Annotated in this window: 13 protein-coding genes and 2 pseudogenes; 7 read left to right on the forward strand and 8 right to left on the reverse strand. The window is 72.4% G+C overall.

Annotated features, from left to right (window positions below; translation table 11 throughout):
* Positions 1-32: 32 nt before the first annotated feature.
* The 6 genes and pseudogenes from AC3ETA_RS32580 to AC3ETA_RS32605 all read right to left on the reverse strand — a co-directional run.
* Positions 33-176, reverse strand: coding sequence for a hypothetical protein (locus AC3ETA_RS32580; RefSeq protein ID WP_432196492.1), 144 nt, complete (start codon positions 174-176; stop codon positions 33-35).
* Positions 173-955 carry a respiratory nitrate reductase subunit gamma gene (gene narI / locus AC3ETA_RS32585; protein WP_432196493.1) on the reverse strand — a complete coding sequence of 261 codons (783 nt, stop codon included), beginning with the start codon at positions 953-955 and terminating at the stop codon, positions 173-175. Before narI ends, AC3ETA_RS32580 begins: the two co-directional genes overlap by 4 nt.
* Entirely contained in the window at positions 952-1,767 is an 816-nt protein-coding gene (gene narJ / locus AC3ETA_RS32590; RefSeq protein ID WP_432196494.1) for a nitrate reductase molybdenum cofactor assembly chaperone, read from the reverse strand. The genes narI and narJ overlap by 4 nt, the downstream gene beginning before the upstream one ends.
* Complete coding sequence (gene narH, locus AC3ETA_RS32595; RefSeq protein ID WP_432196495.1) at positions 1,764-3,320, reverse strand: nitrate reductase subunit beta; 1,557 nt, start codon at positions 3,318-3,320, stop codon at positions 1,764-1,766. Before narH ends, narJ begins: the two co-directional genes overlap by 4 nt.
* A 1-nt stretch (position 3,321) precedes the next feature.
* Positions 3,322-7,020: a nitrate reductase subunit alpha gene (locus AC3ETA_RS32600; protein WP_432196496.1), complete on the reverse strand. Its 3,699-nt coding sequence runs from the start codon at positions 7,018-7,020 to the stop codon at positions 3,322-3,324.
* 774 nt (positions 7,021-7,794) lie between these two features.
* A pseudogene (locus tag AC3ETA_RS32605) lies at positions 7,795-8,115 on the reverse strand (pyridoxamine 5'-phosphate oxidase family protein); the annotation flags it as partial.
* A 432-nt stretch (positions 8,116-8,547) separates the two neighbouring features.
* On the opposite strand from AC3ETA_RS32605, the gene AC3ETA_RS32610 reads away from it, so the two are divergent.
* Positions 8,548-9,759 (forward strand): nitrate/nitrite transporter, encoded by a 1,212-nt coding sequence (locus AC3ETA_RS32610; RefSeq protein ID WP_432196545.1) that lies wholly within the window; start codon positions 8,548-8,550, stop codon positions 9,757-9,759.
* Between the two features lie 33 nt (positions 9,760-9,792).
* Positions 9,793-10,260 carry a hemerythrin domain-containing protein gene (locus AC3ETA_RS32615; protein WP_432196497.1) on the forward strand — a complete coding sequence of 156 codons (468 nt, stop codon included), beginning with the start codon at positions 9,793-9,795 and terminating at the stop codon, positions 10,258-10,260.
* A 6-nt stretch (positions 10,261-10,266) separates the two neighbouring features.
* Here AC3ETA_RS32615 and AC3ETA_RS32620 read toward each other — a convergent pair whose 3' ends face one another.
* On the reverse strand, positions 10,267-11,256 hold the full coding sequence (locus AC3ETA_RS32620) for a GAF domain-containing sensor histidine kinase (RefSeq protein ID WP_432196498.1): 990 nt from the start codon (positions 11,254-11,256) through the stop codon (positions 10,267-10,269).
* 17 nt (positions 11,257-11,273) lie between these two features.
* Between AC3ETA_RS32620 and AC3ETA_RS32625 the strand changes: the two are divergent.
* Positions 11,274-11,859: pseudogene (locus AC3ETA_RS32625) on the forward strand (RNA-guided endonuclease InsQ/TnpB family protein); the annotation flags it as partial.
* Here the strand turns inward: AC3ETA_RS32625 and AC3ETA_RS32630 are convergent.
* Positions 11,840-12,808 carry a universal stress protein gene (locus AC3ETA_RS32630; protein ID WP_432196499.1) on the reverse strand — a complete coding sequence of 323 codons (969 nt, stop codon included), beginning with the start codon at positions 12,806-12,808 and terminating at the stop codon, positions 11,840-11,842. The pseudogene AC3ETA_RS32625 and the gene AC3ETA_RS32630 sit on opposite strands and share 20 nt — an antisense overlap.
* Positions 12,809-12,874: 66 nt before the next feature.
* Between AC3ETA_RS32630 and AC3ETA_RS32635 the strand changes: the two genes are divergently transcribed.
* From AC3ETA_RS32635 to AC3ETA_RS32650, 4 genes are all read left to right on the forward strand, one after another.
* Positions 12,875-13,777 (forward strand): universal stress protein, encoded by a 903-nt coding sequence (locus AC3ETA_RS32635; protein WP_432196546.1) that lies wholly within the window; start codon positions 12,875-12,877, stop codon positions 13,775-13,777.
* Between the two features lie 14 nt (positions 13,778-13,791).
* Positions 13,792-16,482, forward strand: a complete 2,691-nt coding sequence (gene ppdK, locus AC3ETA_RS32640) for a pyruvate, phosphate dikinase (RefSeq protein WP_432196500.1) — start codon at positions 13,792-13,794, stop codon at positions 16,480-16,482.
* A gap of 162 nt (positions 16,483-16,644) precedes the next feature.
* Positions 16,645-17,085 carry a pyridoxamine 5'-phosphate oxidase family protein gene (locus tag AC3ETA_RS32645; protein ID WP_432196501.1) on the forward strand — a complete coding sequence of 147 codons (441 nt, stop codon included), beginning with the start codon at positions 16,645-16,647 and terminating at the stop codon, positions 17,083-17,085.
* A 115-nt stretch (positions 17,086-17,200) separates the two neighbouring features.
* A complete protein-coding gene (locus AC3ETA_RS32650; protein WP_432196502.1) occupies positions 17,201-18,031 on the forward strand; it encodes a universal stress protein in 831 nt (276 codons plus the stop codon).
* Positions 18,032-18,113 lie beyond the last annotated feature (82 nt).

Genomic DNA, 18,113 nt, shown 5'->3' on the forward strand with positions numbered 1-18,113 from the left:
TGATTCGGGTGGTGTCGGAGCAGGGTGTTCCACTACGTCCGGAAGCGGGTGAGCACGAGGAGTGCGATCACCCCGTACCAGGCGGACAGGAGCAGCCAGTGCGTGTCACGGAGGACCTCCAGGACGCTCCGGGGCGCGGGGACGACGCCCTGTTGCAGGCAGTGCACGTGGCTCATGCGGCTCGGCGGGAGCCCGGCGCCGACCGGGGCCGGCCCGGTGGTGGCATGGCCGCGGTCGTCGCGGCCCGTCGGCGGTAGACCAGATACGGCCGGACCAGGTAGCCGACCGGGGCGCTCCACACATGTACCAGCCGGGTGAACGGCCACGCCGCGAAGAGCAGGAAGGCGGTGAGGGCGTGCAGCTGGAACAGCAGCGGGGCGCCGGCGACGGCCTCCGGCCGGGGCTGGAGGACGAACAGGCCGCGGAACCACACGGAGACGGTGGAGCGGTAGTCGTAGCCCGCGCCGAACACGTTGTGGGCGAAGGTGGCGGTGATGCCCAGCACGACGGTCGCGGACAGCAGCGGGAAGAGCAGCTTGTCGCTGCGGTCGGTGCCCAGGCGGATGCTGCGGTTCAGCAGGCGCCGGGCGCACAGCATGCCCAGCCCCGCGACCATGGTGATGCCCGCCACCGAGCCCGCCCAGACGGCCGTGGTGTGGTAGGCGTGCTCGGTGATGCCGACGGCCTCGGTCCACGAGTCGGGGACGGCGAGGCCCATGACATGCCCGGCGATCACCATGAACGCGCCGAGATGGAACAGCGGGCTGCCGAAGCGCAGCCAGCGGTGTTCGAGGAGCTGGCTGGTGCGGGAGGTCCAGCCGAACTGGTCCTGCCGGTAGCGCCAGATGTGCCCGACCACGAACACGGCGAGGCAGATGTAGGGGACGGCGACCCACAGGAGGAGATCCGCACCGCTCGCCGAGGCGGCGGCCGAAGGGGGGAGCGCGGCGTTCATCGAGGGCCTTCCGTACGGGGTGTCGGGGCGGGCGGTACCCGGGTCGGCGGAGCGGACACCGGCGGCACGAAGGTGCCCGGAGGCGCGAACTCCCCGTCCCCGTAGGTGCCGTAGGGATCGAGTCCGACGTCTTCGTTCGGCGGCCCCTCGGCGGCGAGCCGGGCCACCTCGGCGAGGTCGGCCTCGGTGGCCGGCGGCAGCAGGGTGAGCAGCGCGGCCAGGACATGCCGGTACGGCGAGTCGGCGTCGGCCAGCGCCCGGTGGATCAGCTCCAGACCGCGCCGGTGCAGGCGCAGCGGTGCCTCGCCGCCACCCGGCCCGGCCAGGGCGGCGAACTCCAGCACGACCGGCAGATGGTCGGGCAGTTCGCTGCCGTCGGTGTCCCAGCCGGCGGCCCGGTACCGCTGGGCGAGGGTGAGCAGGGCCATGCCGCGGCGGCGGGTGTCGCCGTGCAGGTAGTAGGTGAGGTAGAGGCTGCTCCTGCGGCGCAGGTCGAACGTCTCGACGTAGTGCCGCTCCAGAGCGTCGGGCTCCTGGCCGGCGAACCAGGCGGTGAAGTCGGCCAGGTGCTCGGCGGCGGGCGAGGCCGGCAGCGTCTCGACGGAAGCGGTGAGCACCGGGCGGGCGGCGGTGAGTTCGGCGTCCGGGTACTGCACCAGCAGCGAGCAGAGCCGCAGCAGCAGCGCGCGTGCCTCGGCCTCCTCGCGGGTGAGGCGAGCCGGGCGGCGTACCGCCGCGCGGACACGGGCGCGCACGAGCGCGGGGATCGACGGGGGTCCCCCCGGGCGGCCGGGGGAAGGCAGCGGGGTCACGAGTGGCCTCCGGCGTTGTCGCGGCGCAGGGTGGGGAAGCCGAGCATCACCCGACGGCCTGCGGCGTCCCCGGGGCCGTCGGAGGACTCGACCGGGCAGCGGTTCTCCATCGCGGTCAGCGCGGCGGCGTCCTCCTTGTGGGCGGCGGGGACGACGTACCGGTCCTCGTACTTGGCGACGGCGAGCAGCCGGTGCAGATCCCCCGCCTCGCGCGCCGTGAGCCCCACGGCCTTGAGCGCGGCCTTGTCGCCGTCCTCGCCGAGGGTGCGTTCGCGCATGTACGAACGCAGCGCGGTCAGCTTCATCAGCACCCCTGCGACCACGTCGGTGTCCCCGGCCGTGAACAGCTCCGCGAGGTACTCCAGCGGAATGCGCAGCCGGGTGACGGCGGCGAAGACATGGTCGGGGTCGTCCTGGTCGCCGCCCGCAGCGTCGACGGCGTCCAGGACGGGGGAGAGCGGCGGCACGTACCAGACCATCGGCAGGGTGCGGTACTCCGGGTGCAGCGGCAGGGCCACCTTGAACCGGGAGACCAGGTCGTACACCGGGGAGCGCCGGGCCGCCGCGAGCCAGTCCTCGGGGATGCCCGACTCCCGTGCGGCCGCGGCCACTTCGGGGTCGTGCGGGTCGAGGAACACGCCCCGCTGGGCGTCCAGCAGATCCTTCTCGTCCGGGGTGGCCGCCGCCTCGCCGACGCGGTCGGCGTCGTACAGCAGCAGGCCCAGATAGCGCAGCCGGCCCACACAGGTCTCGGAGCAGACCGTGGGCTGTCCGGCCTCGACGCGCGGGAAGCAGAAGGTGCACTTCTCCGCCTTGCCGGTGGCGTGGTTGACGTACACCTTCTTGTACGGGCACGCCGTCACGCACATCCGCCAGCCGCGGCACCTGTCCTGGTCGACCAGGACGATGCCGTCCTCGACCCGCTTGTACATCGCGCCCGACGGACACGCCGACACACAGGCCGGGTTGAGGCAGTGCTCGCACAGGCGCGGCAGATGGAAGAGGAAGGTCTGCTCGAACTCGAACCTGACCTTCTCCGCCCACGCACCGCTCAGGTTGGGATCGGCGCCCGCGTTCTCCGCGGCGCCGCCGAGGCCGTCCTCCCAGTTGGCGCCCCATGTGATGGCGGTCGGTCTGCCGGTGAGGACGGAGCGGGGGCGGGCGACCGGCATGTCCGGGCCGGCGGGGGCGCTGACCAGGTTGTCGTAGTCGTAGGTGACCGGCTCGTAGTAGTCCTCGATGCCCGGCAGGTCGGGGTTGGAGAAGAGGGACAGCAGCCGCTTGACCCGGCCACCGGAGCGCAGCACCAGCCGGCCGCGCCTGTCGAGCATCCAGCCGCCCTTCCACTGCTCCTGGTCCTCGTAGCGGCGGGGGTAGCCGACGCCGGGCTTGGTCTCGACGTTGTTGAACCAGGCGTACTCGACACCGGTGCGGTTGGTCCACGTCTGCTTGCAGGTGACCGAGCAGGTGTGGCAGCCGATGCACTTGTCCAGATTCATCACCATCGCGATCTGAGCCATGACACGTCCGATGGTGGCTTCGCCACGGGGCATCTCAGTACTCCACTTGCTGGCTGCGGCGGCGGATGACGGTGACCTCGTCGCGCTGGTTGCCGGTCGGGCCGTAGTAGTTGAAGGCGTAGGTGAACTGGGCGTAGCCGCCCGCGAGATGGGTGGGCTTGAGCAGCAGCCTCGTCAGTGAGTTGTGGATGCCGCCGCGCCTGCCGCTGACCTCGGTCCTCGGGACGTTCACGTTGCGGTCCTGGGCGTGGTACATGTACACCGTGCCCTCGGGCATCCGGTGCGTGACCACCGCGCGGGCGGCGACGACGCCGTTGCGGTTGTACGCCTCGATCCACTCGTTGTCCTTCACGCCGATCTTCTCGGCGTCGACCGTCGACATCCAGATCGTCGGGCCGCCGCGGGACAGATCGAGCATGTACTTGTTGTCCTGGTAGTTCGAGTGGATCGACCACTTGGAGTGCGGGGTGAGGTAGCGGACCGTGACCTCCGCCCGGCCGTCCTCGTGCAGGTGCTCGTCGCCGTAGTGCCTGGGCGTGTTCAACGGGGGCCGGTAGACGGGCAGTTGCTCGCCGAGTTCGGTCATCCAGTCGTGCTGGACGAAGAAGTGCTGGCGGCCGGTGAGGGTGTGCCAGGGCTTGAGGTGCTCGGTGTTGATGACGAACGGCGAGTAGCGGCGGCCACCCGTCTCGCTGCCCGACCACTCGTACGACGTCATCACGGCGCGCGGCTGGGTGCGCGTGTCGGCGAAGGTGATCCGCTCCGCCTCCCGCTCGGACGCCAGCGCCACCAGACCCTCGCTGCCGGTCTGCCGCTCCAGCTCGCGGAAACCCTCCGTGGCCAGACGGCCGTTGGTGGTGCCGGACAGCGCCAGGATCGCCTCGCACATGTCGCCGGCGGTGGCCAGGGACGGGCGGCCCGCGGCGACGCCGTCGTGGACGGTGCCGCACCGCCGCCGCAACTCGTCCAGCTCCTGGTCCGGATGGACGGTGACGCCCTTCGTGGTGGTGCCCAGGGTGTCCAGCAGCGGACCCACGGCGCGCATCTTCTGCGCGGTCGCGCCGTAGTCCCGCTCGACGACGACCAGCTTCGGCATGTTCCTGCCGGGCACCGGCTCGCACTCACCGGTCCTCCAGTCCCGTACGACACCGCCCGGCTGGGCGAGTTCGTCCGGGGTGTCGTGCAGCAGCGGGACGGCGAGGACGTCGGTGCGCGTGCCGAGGTGCTCGGCGGCGAGCTCGCTGAACCGGTCGGCGAGGGTCAGGAACGTGTCGTAGTCCGTGCGGGCCTGCCAGGGCGGGGCGATGGCCGGCGTGAAGGCGTGCACGAAGGGATGCATGTCCGTGCTGGACAGGTCGTCCTTCTCGTACCAGGTCGCGGCCGGCAGGACCACGTCGGAGAGCAGACCGGTCGAGGTCATCCGGAAGTCCACGTCGACCAGCAGGTCGAGCTTGCCCTCGGGCGCCTCCTCCCGCCACACCACGTCCTTCGGACGCCCCTCGGGAGGGGTCTCCTCCGAGCGGACCGCCGCGTCCGTGCCCAGCAGATGCCGCAGGAAGTACTCGTTGCCCTTGCCCGAGGAACCGAGGAGGTTCGCCCGCCACACGGTCAGGACGCGAGGGAAGTTCGCCGGGTCGTCGGGATCCTCGGCGGCGAACTTCAGGCGCCCCGACCTCAGTTCGTCGACGATGTGCTCGGCGACCGGCCTGCCCGCCGCCCTCGCCTCGTCCGTCAGGTCCAGCGGGTTGCGGTTGAAACCGGGATGGCCGGGCGTCCAGCCCAGACGTATCGCCTGCGCCAGACAGTCCGCGAAGCCCTTGCCCTCGAACCGCCCCTCACCGAGCGGGGAGGCCAGCTCCTGCGGCCCGAACGCCTCGTAGCGCCACTGGTCGGAGTTCAGGTACCAGTACGAGGTGCCCGCCATGTGCCGGGTGGGGCGCTGCCAGTCGAAGGCGAAGGCGAGATGCTGGAGCCCGGTGACCGGGCGGATCTTCTCCTGGCCGACGTAGTGCGCCCAGCCGCCGCCGTTGACGCCCTGGCAGCCGGTCATGGTGAGCAGGGCCAGGAACGCGCGGTAGATGGTGTCCGAGTGGAACCAGTGATTGGTGCCCGCCCCGAGGGCGATCATCGACCGGCCGTCGGTCCGCTCGGCATTGCGGGCGAACTCCCGCGCGATCCGCGCGGCCTGCTCTGCCGGGACCGAGGTGATCGTCTCCTGCCAGGCCGGGGTGTACGGTTCGGCCGCGTCCTCGTACGACGTCGGCCAGTTGCCCGGCAGACCCGGCCGCCGAACGCCGTACTGCGCCAGCATCAGATCGAAGACCGTGGTGACCAGGCGCCCGCCGATCCGCCGCACCGGTACGCCGCGCACCATGACCGAGCCGCCCTCCGTGCCGCCCTCGTCGAAGCGGGGCAGGGCCACGGCCACCGTCTCCTCCGCGCTCTCCAGCAGGCTCAACTCCGGCACGGTGCCGCCCAGATCGAGGTTCCAGCGGCCCGGCTCGGCTTCCCCCCAGCGGAAGCCGAGCGAGCCGTTCGGCACGACCGGTTGCCCGGTGGCCGCGTCGAGGAGCACCGTCTTGGACTCGGCGTGCTCCGTGTCGCGCCCCAGGTCCGCCGCGCTCAGGAACCCGTCGGGGACGAGTCCGTGGTCGTTCTCGCACAGGGCGACCAGGAACGGCGCGTCGGTGAACCTGCGCAGATAGTCCCGGAAGTACGGCACTTCGCGGTCGACCAGGAACTCGCGCAGGATCACGTGGCCCATGGCCATCGCCAGCGCGCCGTCGGTGCCCGGGTGCGGGGACATCCATTCGTCGGCGTGCTTGACGTTGTCGGCGTAGTCGGGGCTGACCGCGACCACCTTGGTGCCGTTGTAGCGGGTCTCGGTGAGGAAGTGGGCGTCCGGCGTGCGGGTGACGGGGATGTTCGAGCCCCACATGATCAGATAGCCCGCGTTCCACCAGTCGGCGGCCTCGGGGACGTCCGTCTGGTCGCCGAAGACCTGCGGCGAGGCGACGGGCAGGTCGGCGTACCAGTCGTAGAACGACAGCAGCGTGCCGCCGATCAGCGACATGAACCGGGCGCCCGCCGCGAACGACGCCATCGACATCGCCGGGATCGGGGAGAAACCGGCGACGCGATCGGGCCCGTACGCCTTGATGGTGTGCACATGGGCGGCGGCGACCAGCTCGGACACCTCGTCCCAGTCCGCGCGCACCAGGCCGCCCTTGCCGCGGGCCCGCTTGTAGGCGTGGGCCTTCGCCGGGTCGCCGGTGATCTCGGCCCAGGCGGCCACCGGGTCGCCCAGGCGCCGGCGGGCCTCGCGCCACAGCTTCAGCAGGGTGCCGCGGACGTACGGGTAGCGGACCCGGCTGGGGGAGTAGGTGTACCAGGAGAACGACGCACCGCGCGGGCACCCCCGGGGCTCGTACTCGGGGCAGTCCGCGCCGATCGACGGGTAGTCGGTGGCCTGGTGCTCCCAGGTGATGATGCCGTCCTTGACGTACACCATCCACGAGCACGAGCCCGTGCAGTTCACGCCGTGCGTGGACCGCACGACCTTGTCGTGGGCCCACCGGTCGCGGTAGAAGCCCTCCCACTGCGGGTCGCCCGTGCCGAACACGGCGCGACCGTCCGCGGACACCTCGCCGCGGGTGAGCAGCCTGCGGGCGGCCAGCGGCCAGTCCTCCCCGGCGCGCGGCGCCCGACGCGGTGCCTTCCGATCGTTCTCCATGGCCAGAAAGCTAGGGGGCACGCCCTCGGATGCACCTGGGGCCTGCGGTCCTTGCCGTGCGACCTTCCGGCCCAACATCGGCCGTCTCCATAGGGCCCAATGGTCCCGGTGGTGGGACCGGGTCGGCCGGTGGCCACGCGCGTGCCCCGCTGCATGCTGGGTGTCGATCGAACCGCAGGCGCCCATCTGCACGACCGCATTCCGTGCCTGCCGGGCGGACAACTCCCCCGTCCCCGCCCGCGGCAGGCACAGCGCGTACGGCGCTCGCGGCGCCCGGTCCGGTCACACGTCCGGCCGCACTTCGCGGCCGGACGTGGCACCCCTCGGACTCGCGGCGGTCCCGGGCCCCGGGACGTGCCCGCGCGTGTCATCGCTCGCCGCAACCGCGTCTCAGCGCGCGAAGAGGGACCAACGGCCCTGTGGGACAAGACCATCGGCCGCCGCGCCGACCACCGCCGCCGGCGGATGCTGACGGCGACCGCTCCGGAGGTGCCCCGTGCACGACCCCGCCGACCACCCCAGAGGCCGCTTCCACCGCTGTCGCCCGCGGCGCGCGCCGCGCACCATCCGGCCGGGTCACCGTCCTGCCGCACGCCTCGGCTGCCCCGACTCCAGGGCCGCCGGCCACAGCCCCGGGGCGCTGTGCAGGGCCGCGCGATGAACACCACCGCCCAGGCCGTCCGACACCAGCGGCACGACGCATGAGAACGGCCCTTCATCGTCATCTGGGAGTCCACCGGGCGGGCCGGGTCGAGGGGCGGCGCGTTCTGCCGCCTACGGCACGACCGTGCACAGCATTGCGCTGAGTTCGCGTCCGGTGGCCCTCTCCGACTCGATCCGCACGAACACCGCGTCCCGCAGCGGCATCCAGGACGTCGGGCCGACTTGCAGCAGACGCTCGTGCTCGGCGGTATCGGTCACCACGGTCGCCCGTGCGGTCACGACCACGCTCCAGCCGGACCGGGTCACCGCATCGAACTCGTCCGCCTCGAAGGCGACCACGACGCCGTCGATGGGGCGCACGAGATCCGAGTCCGGCGAGGTGCGCAGCAGCACGGAGGCGTCCGTGTCCAGGGAGAAGTTGATCGGGAGGACCGGCCGGGTGCGCGAAAGGCGCCGTTCTGGAAGATCAGTCCGTAGTCCACGGGGGCGCGGTGACGGGGTAGGGCCGACAGGCCCTACCCGGTTGGGACGTGAGGACCGCTGATCACGGGCCCTTGATCGGTGCGGACCGCTCCGGCCGTGCGGCACCGGGGTCGGGGAGGAGGGACGGTTGGGTCCCATTCCCGGGACCGTCCGGCCGTCGGCAGGGGGCTGACGGCCCGTGCGCGTGGCGAGTCGTGGAGCGGAGGGTGCTTCCGGGACGGCGTTCCGCCGCTCCGCGGCCCCGAGGGCCACGGCGTGCGGACCCTCCCCGTGGCGCGGTGCCACCTCGAAGCGGAGGGGACGGACAACATGGTCCAGCAGTCGAAGTCGCAGAACGGCAGCTCGCCGTCAGGCGCACCGGTCTCCGGGCAGGCCTGGCGGATGCTGGCCCTGGCCACGGTCGGTTTCGCCGTGAACTTCTGGGCATGGGCGCTGCTCAGCCCTCTCGGCCCGCGCTTCAAGGACAACCTCGACCTGTCCTCGTTGGAGCAGTCGCTGCTGGTCGCGGTGCCGGTCGTGGTCGGCTCCCTGGGCCGCATCCCGGTCGGTGCCCTGACCGACCGGTTCGGCGGACGGGTCATGTTTCCGATCGTCTCGGCGGCCACCATCGTGCCGGTGCTCTACCTCGGTCTCGCCGGACACTCCTCGCTCGCCGCGCTGCTGGTCGGCGGCTTCTTCCTCGGCATCGGCGGCACCGCGTTCGCCGTCGGCGTGCCCCTGGTCAACGCCTGGTTCCCGCCGGAGCGCCGCGGTCTCGCGATCGGCGTCTTCGGCGCCGGCATGGGCGGCACCGCCCTCAGCGCCCTCACCACGGTGAAGCTGGTCGACGCGAACAGCATGTCCACCCCGTTCCTCATCACGGCCGGTGTCCTGGCCGTGTACGCCGTCACCGCCGCGCTGCTGCTGCGTGACACACCCGGCCGCACCGTGCCGACCGAGCCGCTCGCCCGCCGTCTGGCCGCCACCGCCCGGCTCCCCATCACCTGGCAGGCGTCCGCCCTGTACGCCGTCGCGTTCGGCGGCTACGTCGCCTTCTCGGTCTACCTGCCCACCTACCTCAAGACCGGCTACGGCCTCACCCAGGCCGACGCCGCGAACCGTATGGCCGGGTTCGTGCTGCTCGCGGTGGCGATGCGCCCGGTCGGCGGCTGGCTCTCCGACCGCGTGGGCCCGGTCCGCGTGCTGGCCGCCTCACTGGCCGTGGTCGTGACCGGGGCGATCGTGCAGTCGTTCACACCGGCCCTGGCACCGGTGGGCACCATCGCGTTCCTCGCCATGGCCACCGCGCTCGGCGCCGGCAGCGGAGCGGCCTTCGCCCTGGTGGCGCTGCTGACCCCGGCCGACAAGGTCGGCTCGGTCACCGGTGTGGTCGGTGCCGCGGGCGGCCTGGGCGGCTTCCTGCCGCCGCTGGTGATGGGCTCGCTGTACGGCCGGTACGGGACGTACGCGGCCGGGCTGGCCCTGCTCGCGATCGTGGCCGCCGCCGCGCTGGCCTACACCCTCACCGGAGTCCGGGCCGCGACCGAAGGCGGCGTGCGCAAGCAGGCCACCGGACGCCGGAGCGAGCACCGCACCGCGGGGACCGGCGCGTAAGGACGAGCGGTAACGCAAGGACGGAGACGAGCGGTGTGCGAGTACTGCGGCTGCCAGGTCCTGGAGACGATCGACGAGGTGACGCACGAGCATGACGAGGTGGTCCGTCTGATCGGCCATCTCCGTCGCGCCCATCAGAAGAGCGGGGTGGCGCCGATGGCGGAGGTCGCCCAGGAGATCGCGCGGGTGCTCGGTCCGCACACCCACGTCGAGGAGCACGGCCTGTTCTCCGCCCTGGCCGGGGACTTCCCCGACCGGATCGCCGCGCTGGAGGCCGACCATCGTCGCATCGAGGCGGTGCCGGCCGAGGCGGCCGACGGTACGACGCCTGCGGACCCGACGTGGCCGGACCGCCTGATGGAGGAGATGGCCCTGCTGCGGGACCACATCCTCAAGGAACAGGACGGCGTCTTCCCGGCCGCCCTCGCCAACCTCAGCACCGAGGAGTGGGAAGCGGTCGAGGCCGCGCGCGCCGCGGTCGGCGGGGCCTTGTCCCGGTGACCTGGCTCAGGCCTCCGGCTGCGCCGGCAGCGGCACCGTCCACTCCGCGACGGTGCCGCTGGGCTCGTTCGGCCGGACGGTGAAGCCGCCGCCGAGATCGGTGGCACGTCGACGGAGGTTCTCGAGGCCGCTGCGCCGGGTGACGGCGGGATCGACGCCCGTCCCGTTGTCCGCGACCCGCAACCGGAGTCGGCAGCCGTCGGTCTCGGCCGTGACCTCCGGTTGGGTGGCATGTGCGTGCCGGGCGGCGTTCGAGAGCGTCTCCCGCAGTACCGCCAGGAGGTGATCGGCGTATTCGGAAGGGACGTCCGTGTCCAGCAGGCCGGTCATCCGCAGGGCCGGGGTGAAGCCGAGTGCCTCTGCGGCCTTGTCGGTCTCCGCCAGCAACTTGGCACGCAGCCCGCCTCGCGCCCCGTCACGGTCGCGCTCACGCAGTGCGTAGATCGTGCCCCGCACCGTCTTGATGGTGTCGTCGAGGTCGTCGATCACCCGCTGGACGCGCTCGGCCGCGTCGGGCCGGTCGGCGATCCGGCCGAGCACCGGGTTCAGCGTCAGCCCGGAGGCGAACAGGCGTTGGATGGCCAGGTCGTGCAGATCGCGGGCGATACGGTCGCGATCGGACAGGACCATCAGCTGCTCGGCCTCGCGCCGGTGCTCGGCGATCTCCAGGGCGAGCGCGGCCTGGTCGGCGAATCCGCTGATCAGGGTCATGGTGGCGTCGGAGAACTCCGGTCGGCCGGGCAGATTGGCGACCTGAAGCACGCCGCGCGCGTGTTCCGTGCCGCCCAGCGGAAGCAGGAACCCCGGCCCCAGGTCGATCTGCCCCGCCGAGCCGCAGCCGTCCTGCGGCTCCTCGGACAGCGCGGCGCTGGTGATCCGCTCGTTCGAGTGGTACACCTTCGCGGCCGGCGTGGCGGACGGCAGTCCCAGTCCGCGCACCTGCTCGGAGTCCTCCCCGTCGGCGGCCTCGATGACCAGTTCGTCGCCACTGTCCAACGGCACCGCCACCGTCAGGGCTCGGACACTTCGCGGCCCTCTCCGACGGCACGAAGAGCGACGGCCCGCGCTTCCTGCGTCGCGCGGAGAAGCGCCTGAAGAAGGCGCATCGCGATCTCTCCCGCAAAGTCAAGGCCTCCAGCAACCGGAACAAGGCCAGGACGAAGGTCGCCCGCGCTCATGCGCGGGTCACCGACGCGCGCCGGGAGTTACACCACCAGCTCTTCACCAGGCTGATCCGCGAGAGCCGAGCGGTCGCCGTGGAGCACCTGGCGGTGAGGGGACTCGCGGGTACGCGCTTGGCCGAGCCGGCTTCCGCGTGTGGCGTCGAGGACGGCCCCCAAGCCCCTCGGCGTCCGCGTGTGGACCTGTGGGGCGTCGTGCGGGGCTGTCCTGGACCGGGACATCAACGCGGCGGTCAACGTCGCCAAGACCGCCGGGCCGGCGGTGTCTGCCTGTGGAGTGCAGGTGAGACCGGGACTCGTCCCGGCACCGCGCAGCGAAGCAGGAACCCACCCGAAGCGACCCGCACGGCTTGTGCGGGAGCAGGCGGGAATCCCCGGCCTTCAGGCCGGGGAGGACGTCAAACCGGTACGACCATGACCGGGCACCCGGTATCCGGCAGCAGCGCCAGTGCCGTACGGCCCGAGCGGCGGCCGACCACCACCAGACCGGAGTTCCCGGCGGCATGGGCGAGGGCCACTTCCGGGGCGAGCAGGACGACGTCCGCGAGCACGTCCACCTCCGGATACTTGCCGCGCCACGGCCGCAGCGCATCCGACAGCCGTTGCACCTCGTCGTCCTCCCAGGTGGCGCGATCCTCCTCCAGCGCGGGAAAGGGCCGCTCCGCAGCCTGTGCGGGCAGGGTCCAGGTGTGAACGGCGTGCAGCTGCGCGCCGCACGACCTGGCCGCCTCGAACGCGAGCCCCACGGCGCCGCTCGCGGGGTTGCGGGCGTCGACGCCGACCGTCACGGCGTCGGCGCGGCCAGGTGGCCGTTCGCCAGGGACCAGCACTACGGGCCGTTCGCACGCCCGCGTCAGCGCCATGGCGGTCGAGCCCACGGGGACCTCGGGACGACTGCCGTCGCCGCGCAGACCGACCACGAGCAGCTCGGCCTCCGCGGCCACCGTGCACAGAGCCGCCACCGGGTCCCCGGTGAGGCTCAGGCACTGGGCGCGCAGAGCCGGATGCCGGTCGGTCAGCTCGGCGGCCACACGTTCCGCCGGTGTACTTCCGGGGCGGTCCCTGGCCACAGGCTCCGCCACCGTTTTTCCGGGGCGACCCGGCCGCTGCCCGTCCGCACCCGGACCGTCCGGCGGCGACACGTGGACCACCCGCAGAGGCAATCCGCGCAGCAGCGCCTCCCGCGCTGCCCAGTCGGCCGCGGCGCGACTGTGTGCCGACCGGTCCACGCCGGTAATGATCACTCGTTCCATCACCTTCCGCCTTCCACAAAGGGGAACCAGGGGCCCGGGCATGCCCAGTGTCGCCGCGGGCCGGGCCCGCACGCAGGGGCCGAACGGACCCGGATCGCAGCCCTGGCGGCCCATATCGGCCGGTGAGCCGCAGCACGACGCCGGCACCGAGGAGCAGACCGACCACAGGAGGCGCCCGCCATACTCGCGCCCGCCGTGGCCGGAGTCGACGGTTCCGTCGAGAATCTCGCCGCCGCCGAGTGGGCCTCTCGCGAGGCGGCGCGCCGGGTCCGGCCCCTGTGTCTCGTGCACGCCTGGAACCGGCCGCCCCGCAAGGGCACCGGGCCGTGCGCTGCGGTAGGCCGGCGGTGCCCGGCCCGGCGTGCGCTGCGCCAGGCCGAGGACCGCGTCCGCCGTACATGCCCCGGCCTCGAAGCCGAAGCGGAACCGGTCGAGGAACCGGCGGCCGACGCCCTTCTGCATGCCGCCGAGCGGGCCGGGCTGCTCGTGCTGGGGTCACGTGGCCTGAGCGGCTTCACGGGGTTCGTGGTCGGGTCGGTCGCGCTGGGCGTGGTGGCACCGGCCACGCTGCCGGTCGTCCTCGTGAGTGCGGGGGAGGAGGCGTCGGACGAGCGTCTCGCCGCCGACGACGGCAGCCCGTCCACACGGACCGGCTACCAGGACGTCGCCCTGGGCCTCGACCTCGGCGACCCCTGCGGCGAAGTGATCGAGTTCGCCTTCGAGGCCGCGCAGCCTAGCGGCGCACGCCTGCACGTCGGGCACGCCTTGCAGGAGCCGTCGCAGCTGGGCCTCGGCCCCGGTGCGATCGGCCTGGTGAACGGCCCCGAGCAGGCCGACGAATGGCTCGGTTTCCTCGACGCGGTTATCAAGGTGTGGAGGGACAGATACCCCTGGATCGAGGTGGTGGGGACCGTGACCGAGGGCTGTGCCCGGTCCGTGCCGGCCTGTGCCGCCTCCGGGGCGGGCCCGCTCGTGGTCGGCCGCCGGACGACCGAGCGCCCGGCCGGCCCCCGCACCGGACCCGTCAGCCACGCCGTCGTCCAGCACGTCGGCCGCCCCGTGGCCGTCGTCCCCCACGAGTGAGAGGAGCAGACCTCATGAGCCCGCCCACCAAGTACGTGTACGAATTCGCTGAGGGCAGTCGTGACATGGCCGGCCTCCTCGGCGGCAAGGGAGCCGGCCTCGCCGAGATGACGCGGCTCGGTCTGCCCGTCCCGCCGGGGTTCACCGTCACGACCGAGGCCTGCAAGGTCTACCTGGCAACGGGCGAGGAACCGGACGAACTCGGCGTCGAGGCCGCCCGGGCGCTGGCCGGCCTGGAACGCGCCATGGGGCGTACGCTCGGGGCGCCCGACGACCCCCTGCTGGTGTCCGTGCGCTCCGGCGCCCGGTTCTCCATGCCGGGCATGATGGAGACCATCCTCGACATCGGGCTCAACGACATGTCGGTCGGCGGGCTCGCCAAGGTCTCGGGGCGGGAGCGCTTCGCCTGGGACTCCTACCGCAGGCTGATCCAGATGTTCGGCCGCACCGTGATGGGCGTGGACGGCGACCTGTTCGAGCGGGCCGTCGCCGCTCACAAGGAGCGACGGGCGGTCGCCGGCGACCATGAGCTCGACACCGGTGAACTCCTCGCCCTCACCGACGAGTTCAAGGACGTCATCCGCAAGGAGACCGGCGAGGACTTCCCGCAGGACCCCGCGGAGCAACTCTCCCGGGCCGTCCGGGCCGTCTTCGACTCGTGGAACGGCGAACGCGCCCACATCTACCGCCGGCGCGAACACATCCCCGAGGACCTCGGCACCGCCGTCAACATCCAGGCCATGGTCTTCGGCAACCTCGGCCCGGACTCCGGCACCGGCGTCGCCTTCACCCGCGATCCCGCCACCGGCGAGAGCGGCGTGTACGGCGACTACCTGCCCGACGCCCAGGGCGAGGACGTCGTCGCGGGCGTCCGCGACGCGCTGCCGCTGAGCGAACTCGCGATCATCGCCCCGCGCATCTACGCCGAACTCGGCGACCATCTGCGCGTCCTGGAGGACCACTACCGCGACCTGTGCGACGTCGAGTTCACCGTCGAGCGCGGCAAACTGTGGATCCTCCAGACCCGCGTCGGCAAACGCACCGCCGAAGCCGCCTTCCGCATCGCCCACGACCTCCGCGCGGACGGCAGGATCAGCCGGGACGAGGCCCTGGTGCGCGTCGACGGCGCCGAACTGACCCGGCTGATGTTCCCGCGCTTCGACACGACCCCCGCCGATGTGCCGCTCGCCCACGGCGTGCCCGCCTCGCCGGGCGCGGCGGTCGGCGCGGTCGTCTTCGACTCCGCGCACGCCGAGCGTCGCGCGGCGGCCGGCGAACACGTGGTCCTGGTCCGCCGGGAGACCACCCCCGACGACCTGCCCGGCATGATCGCCGCGCAGGCGGTCCTCACCAGCCGCGGCGGCAAGACCAGCCACGCGGCGGTCGTCGCCCGGGGGATGGGCAAGGTGTGCGTGTGCGGCGCCGAGGCCCTCACCGTCGACCCCGTAGCCCGCCGGTTCACCACGGAAGCGGGTGTGGTCGTGCACGAGGGCGACATCCTCTCGGTGGACGGCACCGCCGGTACCGTCCACCGCGGAGCACTCCCGCTCACCGCTTCCGACGTCGGCCGAGCCCTGGAGACGGGCACCGGCACCGGACCGGTCACCGAGGCCGTCCTCGGGGCGCTGGCCCACGCCGACTCCGTACGCCGCCTCCAGGTGCGGGCGAACGCCGACACCCCCGAGGACGCGGCACGCGCGCGTGCCCTCGGCGCCCAGGGCATCGGACTGTGCCGCACCGAGCACATGTTCCTCGGCGAACGCAGAGCGCTGATCGAGTCGATGATCCTGGCCGCCGGCGACGACACCGCGCGAGAGCGGGCCCTGGCGGCTCTGCTGCCGCTGCAACGCGAGGACTTCATCGGCATGCTCGCTGCGATGGACGGCCTGCCGGTGACGATCCGGCTGCTGGACCCGCCGCTGCACGAGTTCCTGCCCGACCGCACCGAACTTGCCGTCCGCGTGGCCTCCGCCGTCCACCCGGACCCGCACGACCGCCAGGTCCTGCGCGCCGTGGAGCGCATGCACGAGGAGAACCCGATGCTCGGCCTGCGCGGCGTGCGCCTGGGACTTGCCGTGCCCGGCCTGATGGCCATGCAGGTGCGTGCCGTCGCCGAAGCCGTGACGAACCGCCTGGGCGCGGGAGGCCGGCCGTACGCCGAGATCATGATCCCGCTCGTCGGCACGGTCGAGGAACTGCGGCTGGCCCGAGCGGAGGCGGAACACGTGCTCGCCGAGGTCGCGGCGGAGACCGGCACACACCTCGACTGCCCGATCGGCACGATGATCGAGCTGCCTCGCGCCGCCCTCACAGCCGGACGTATCGCCGAGGCCGCCGACTTCTTCTCCTTCGGCACCAACGACCTCACCCAGACGACCTGGGGCCTCTCCCGCGACGACGCCGAGGCCTCCTTCTTCCCGCTGTATCTGGAGAAGGGAGTCTTCGGAGTGTCACCGTTCGAGTCGATCGACCAGGAGGGCGTCGGAAGACTCGTGGAACTGGCCGTGGAAGCCGGGCGCGCCGTCAACCCCAGCCTCGAAACAGGGGTCTGCGGTGAGCACGGCGGCGACCCCGACTCCATCCACTTCTTCCACCGGGCCGGACTGGACTACGTCTCCTGCTCGCCGTTCCGCATTCCGGCGGCGCGACTGGAGGCGGGCCGGGCCGCGGTCACCGAGCGGACCGGGACGAGCGACACCAGGTGAGTGGGGCAACGGTCCATGACCGCGCGGACGGTGCGTCCCGGCACGAAGAGGGGCTGATGTCCGGCGCGACCGGGACTGATGGCCCTGGGCGCGGGCCGTTGCACGGCGAACGATGGAGGGACACCGCATACCGCTGCGACCGGCGAAAGGAGTGGCCGGCTCATGTACCGCAATGACGGATTTCGCGAACTCGCACGACAGGAGTGCCTCCGCCTGCTCGCCGAAGTCCCTGTCGGCCGGATCGTGCACACGCGTCACGCCCTGCCCGCAGTGCTTCCGGTGAACTTCTGCCTGGACGACGACAGTGCCGTGCTGCTGCGCACCGCGACCGACTCCGAGCTCGCCCACGCGGTCGACGGCTCGGTGGTCGCCTTCGAGGCGGACCAGGTCGACGCCGCCGCACACTCGGGCTGGAGCGTGGTCGTCACCGGCCCCGCCAGGGTGATCACCGACGCGGCCGAGCACGAGCGCCTCGTCCGCACCGGCCCACGCTCCTGGGTGCCGTCGCCCAGAGAGGTCTTCATCCGCATCGAACCCGAGCTGGTGACCGGCCGGGAACTCGTGGCCGGACGCAGCCTGTACGGGCTGCACATCCCCTCATGAGGCGGTGAGGCCGGCCCGGGCAGGGCCGTACGGCGGCTCGCCGGGCCGAGTGGCCCCTGCCCGCTCCATCGCTGAAGGACCAGCATCGGGAGAACGGAGCAGAAGGGAGAGGGAGATGACTGCCCATCATGTGGTCGTCGGCGTGGACGGTTCACTGAACGCCGTACGAGCGCTGGACTGGGCCTCGGACGAGGCCGCACGCCGTGGCGCCGTACTGCGCGTCGTGCACGCCGTGCCCGACCGTGACGAGGCGGAACCCGTCCTCGCCTCGGCCGCCGCACGCGTCAGGGAGCGCCATCCGGACCTGTCCGTCGAGGTCAAGGCCATGGAGGGCGGCACGGTGCGTGCGCTCCTGCGCGAGAGCGAGGGCTCGGAGCTGACCGTGGTCGGCACCCGCGGCCTCGGCGGCGTCACCGCACTGCTGGCCGGCTCGGTGAGTCTGCGCCTGGCCGCGCATGTGCGTGGCCCCCTGCTCGTCGTGCGCGGGGACCATGCGTGCGACGGCGAACGCACCGTGCTGCTCGGTCTGGAGGACGACGCCGACGCCGATGCCGCCTCCTATGCCTTCGGCGAGGCGGAGCGGCGAGGCGCCCGGCTGCGTGTCGTGCACTCGACGCACCGGTACGTGACCCCCGAACTGCCCTCCCTGCTCCCCGGAACGAGTCCCGGCCAGCGGCGACGCGCACAGAACGACCTGGCCGAGGAAGCCGTACCCCGCTTCAATCTGGCCCGTCTGCGCGACGAGCACCCCGAGGTCGGCGTCGAGACCCGCACGGTCCGCAGGGGAGCGGCCCGGGCTCTGCTCGACGCCACCCGTGAATCGGGGGTCGTCGTCATCGGCGCGCACCGCAGATCGAGTCGGCTCGGACCGCAGCTCGGACCGGTCGCGCACACCCTGCTGCGCAGTTCCCACTGCCCGGTGGTGCTGGTGCCGACGGCTGGATGACCACCGTAGGTCGTCCGACCCCGGTGGATGGGCCGTTCGGCCCCGGTCAAGGCCGTTCGCCCCGTGCCCGAACGAGCCCGGC

It is taken from the genome of Streptomyces sp. bgisy027 (assembly GCF_057710365.1).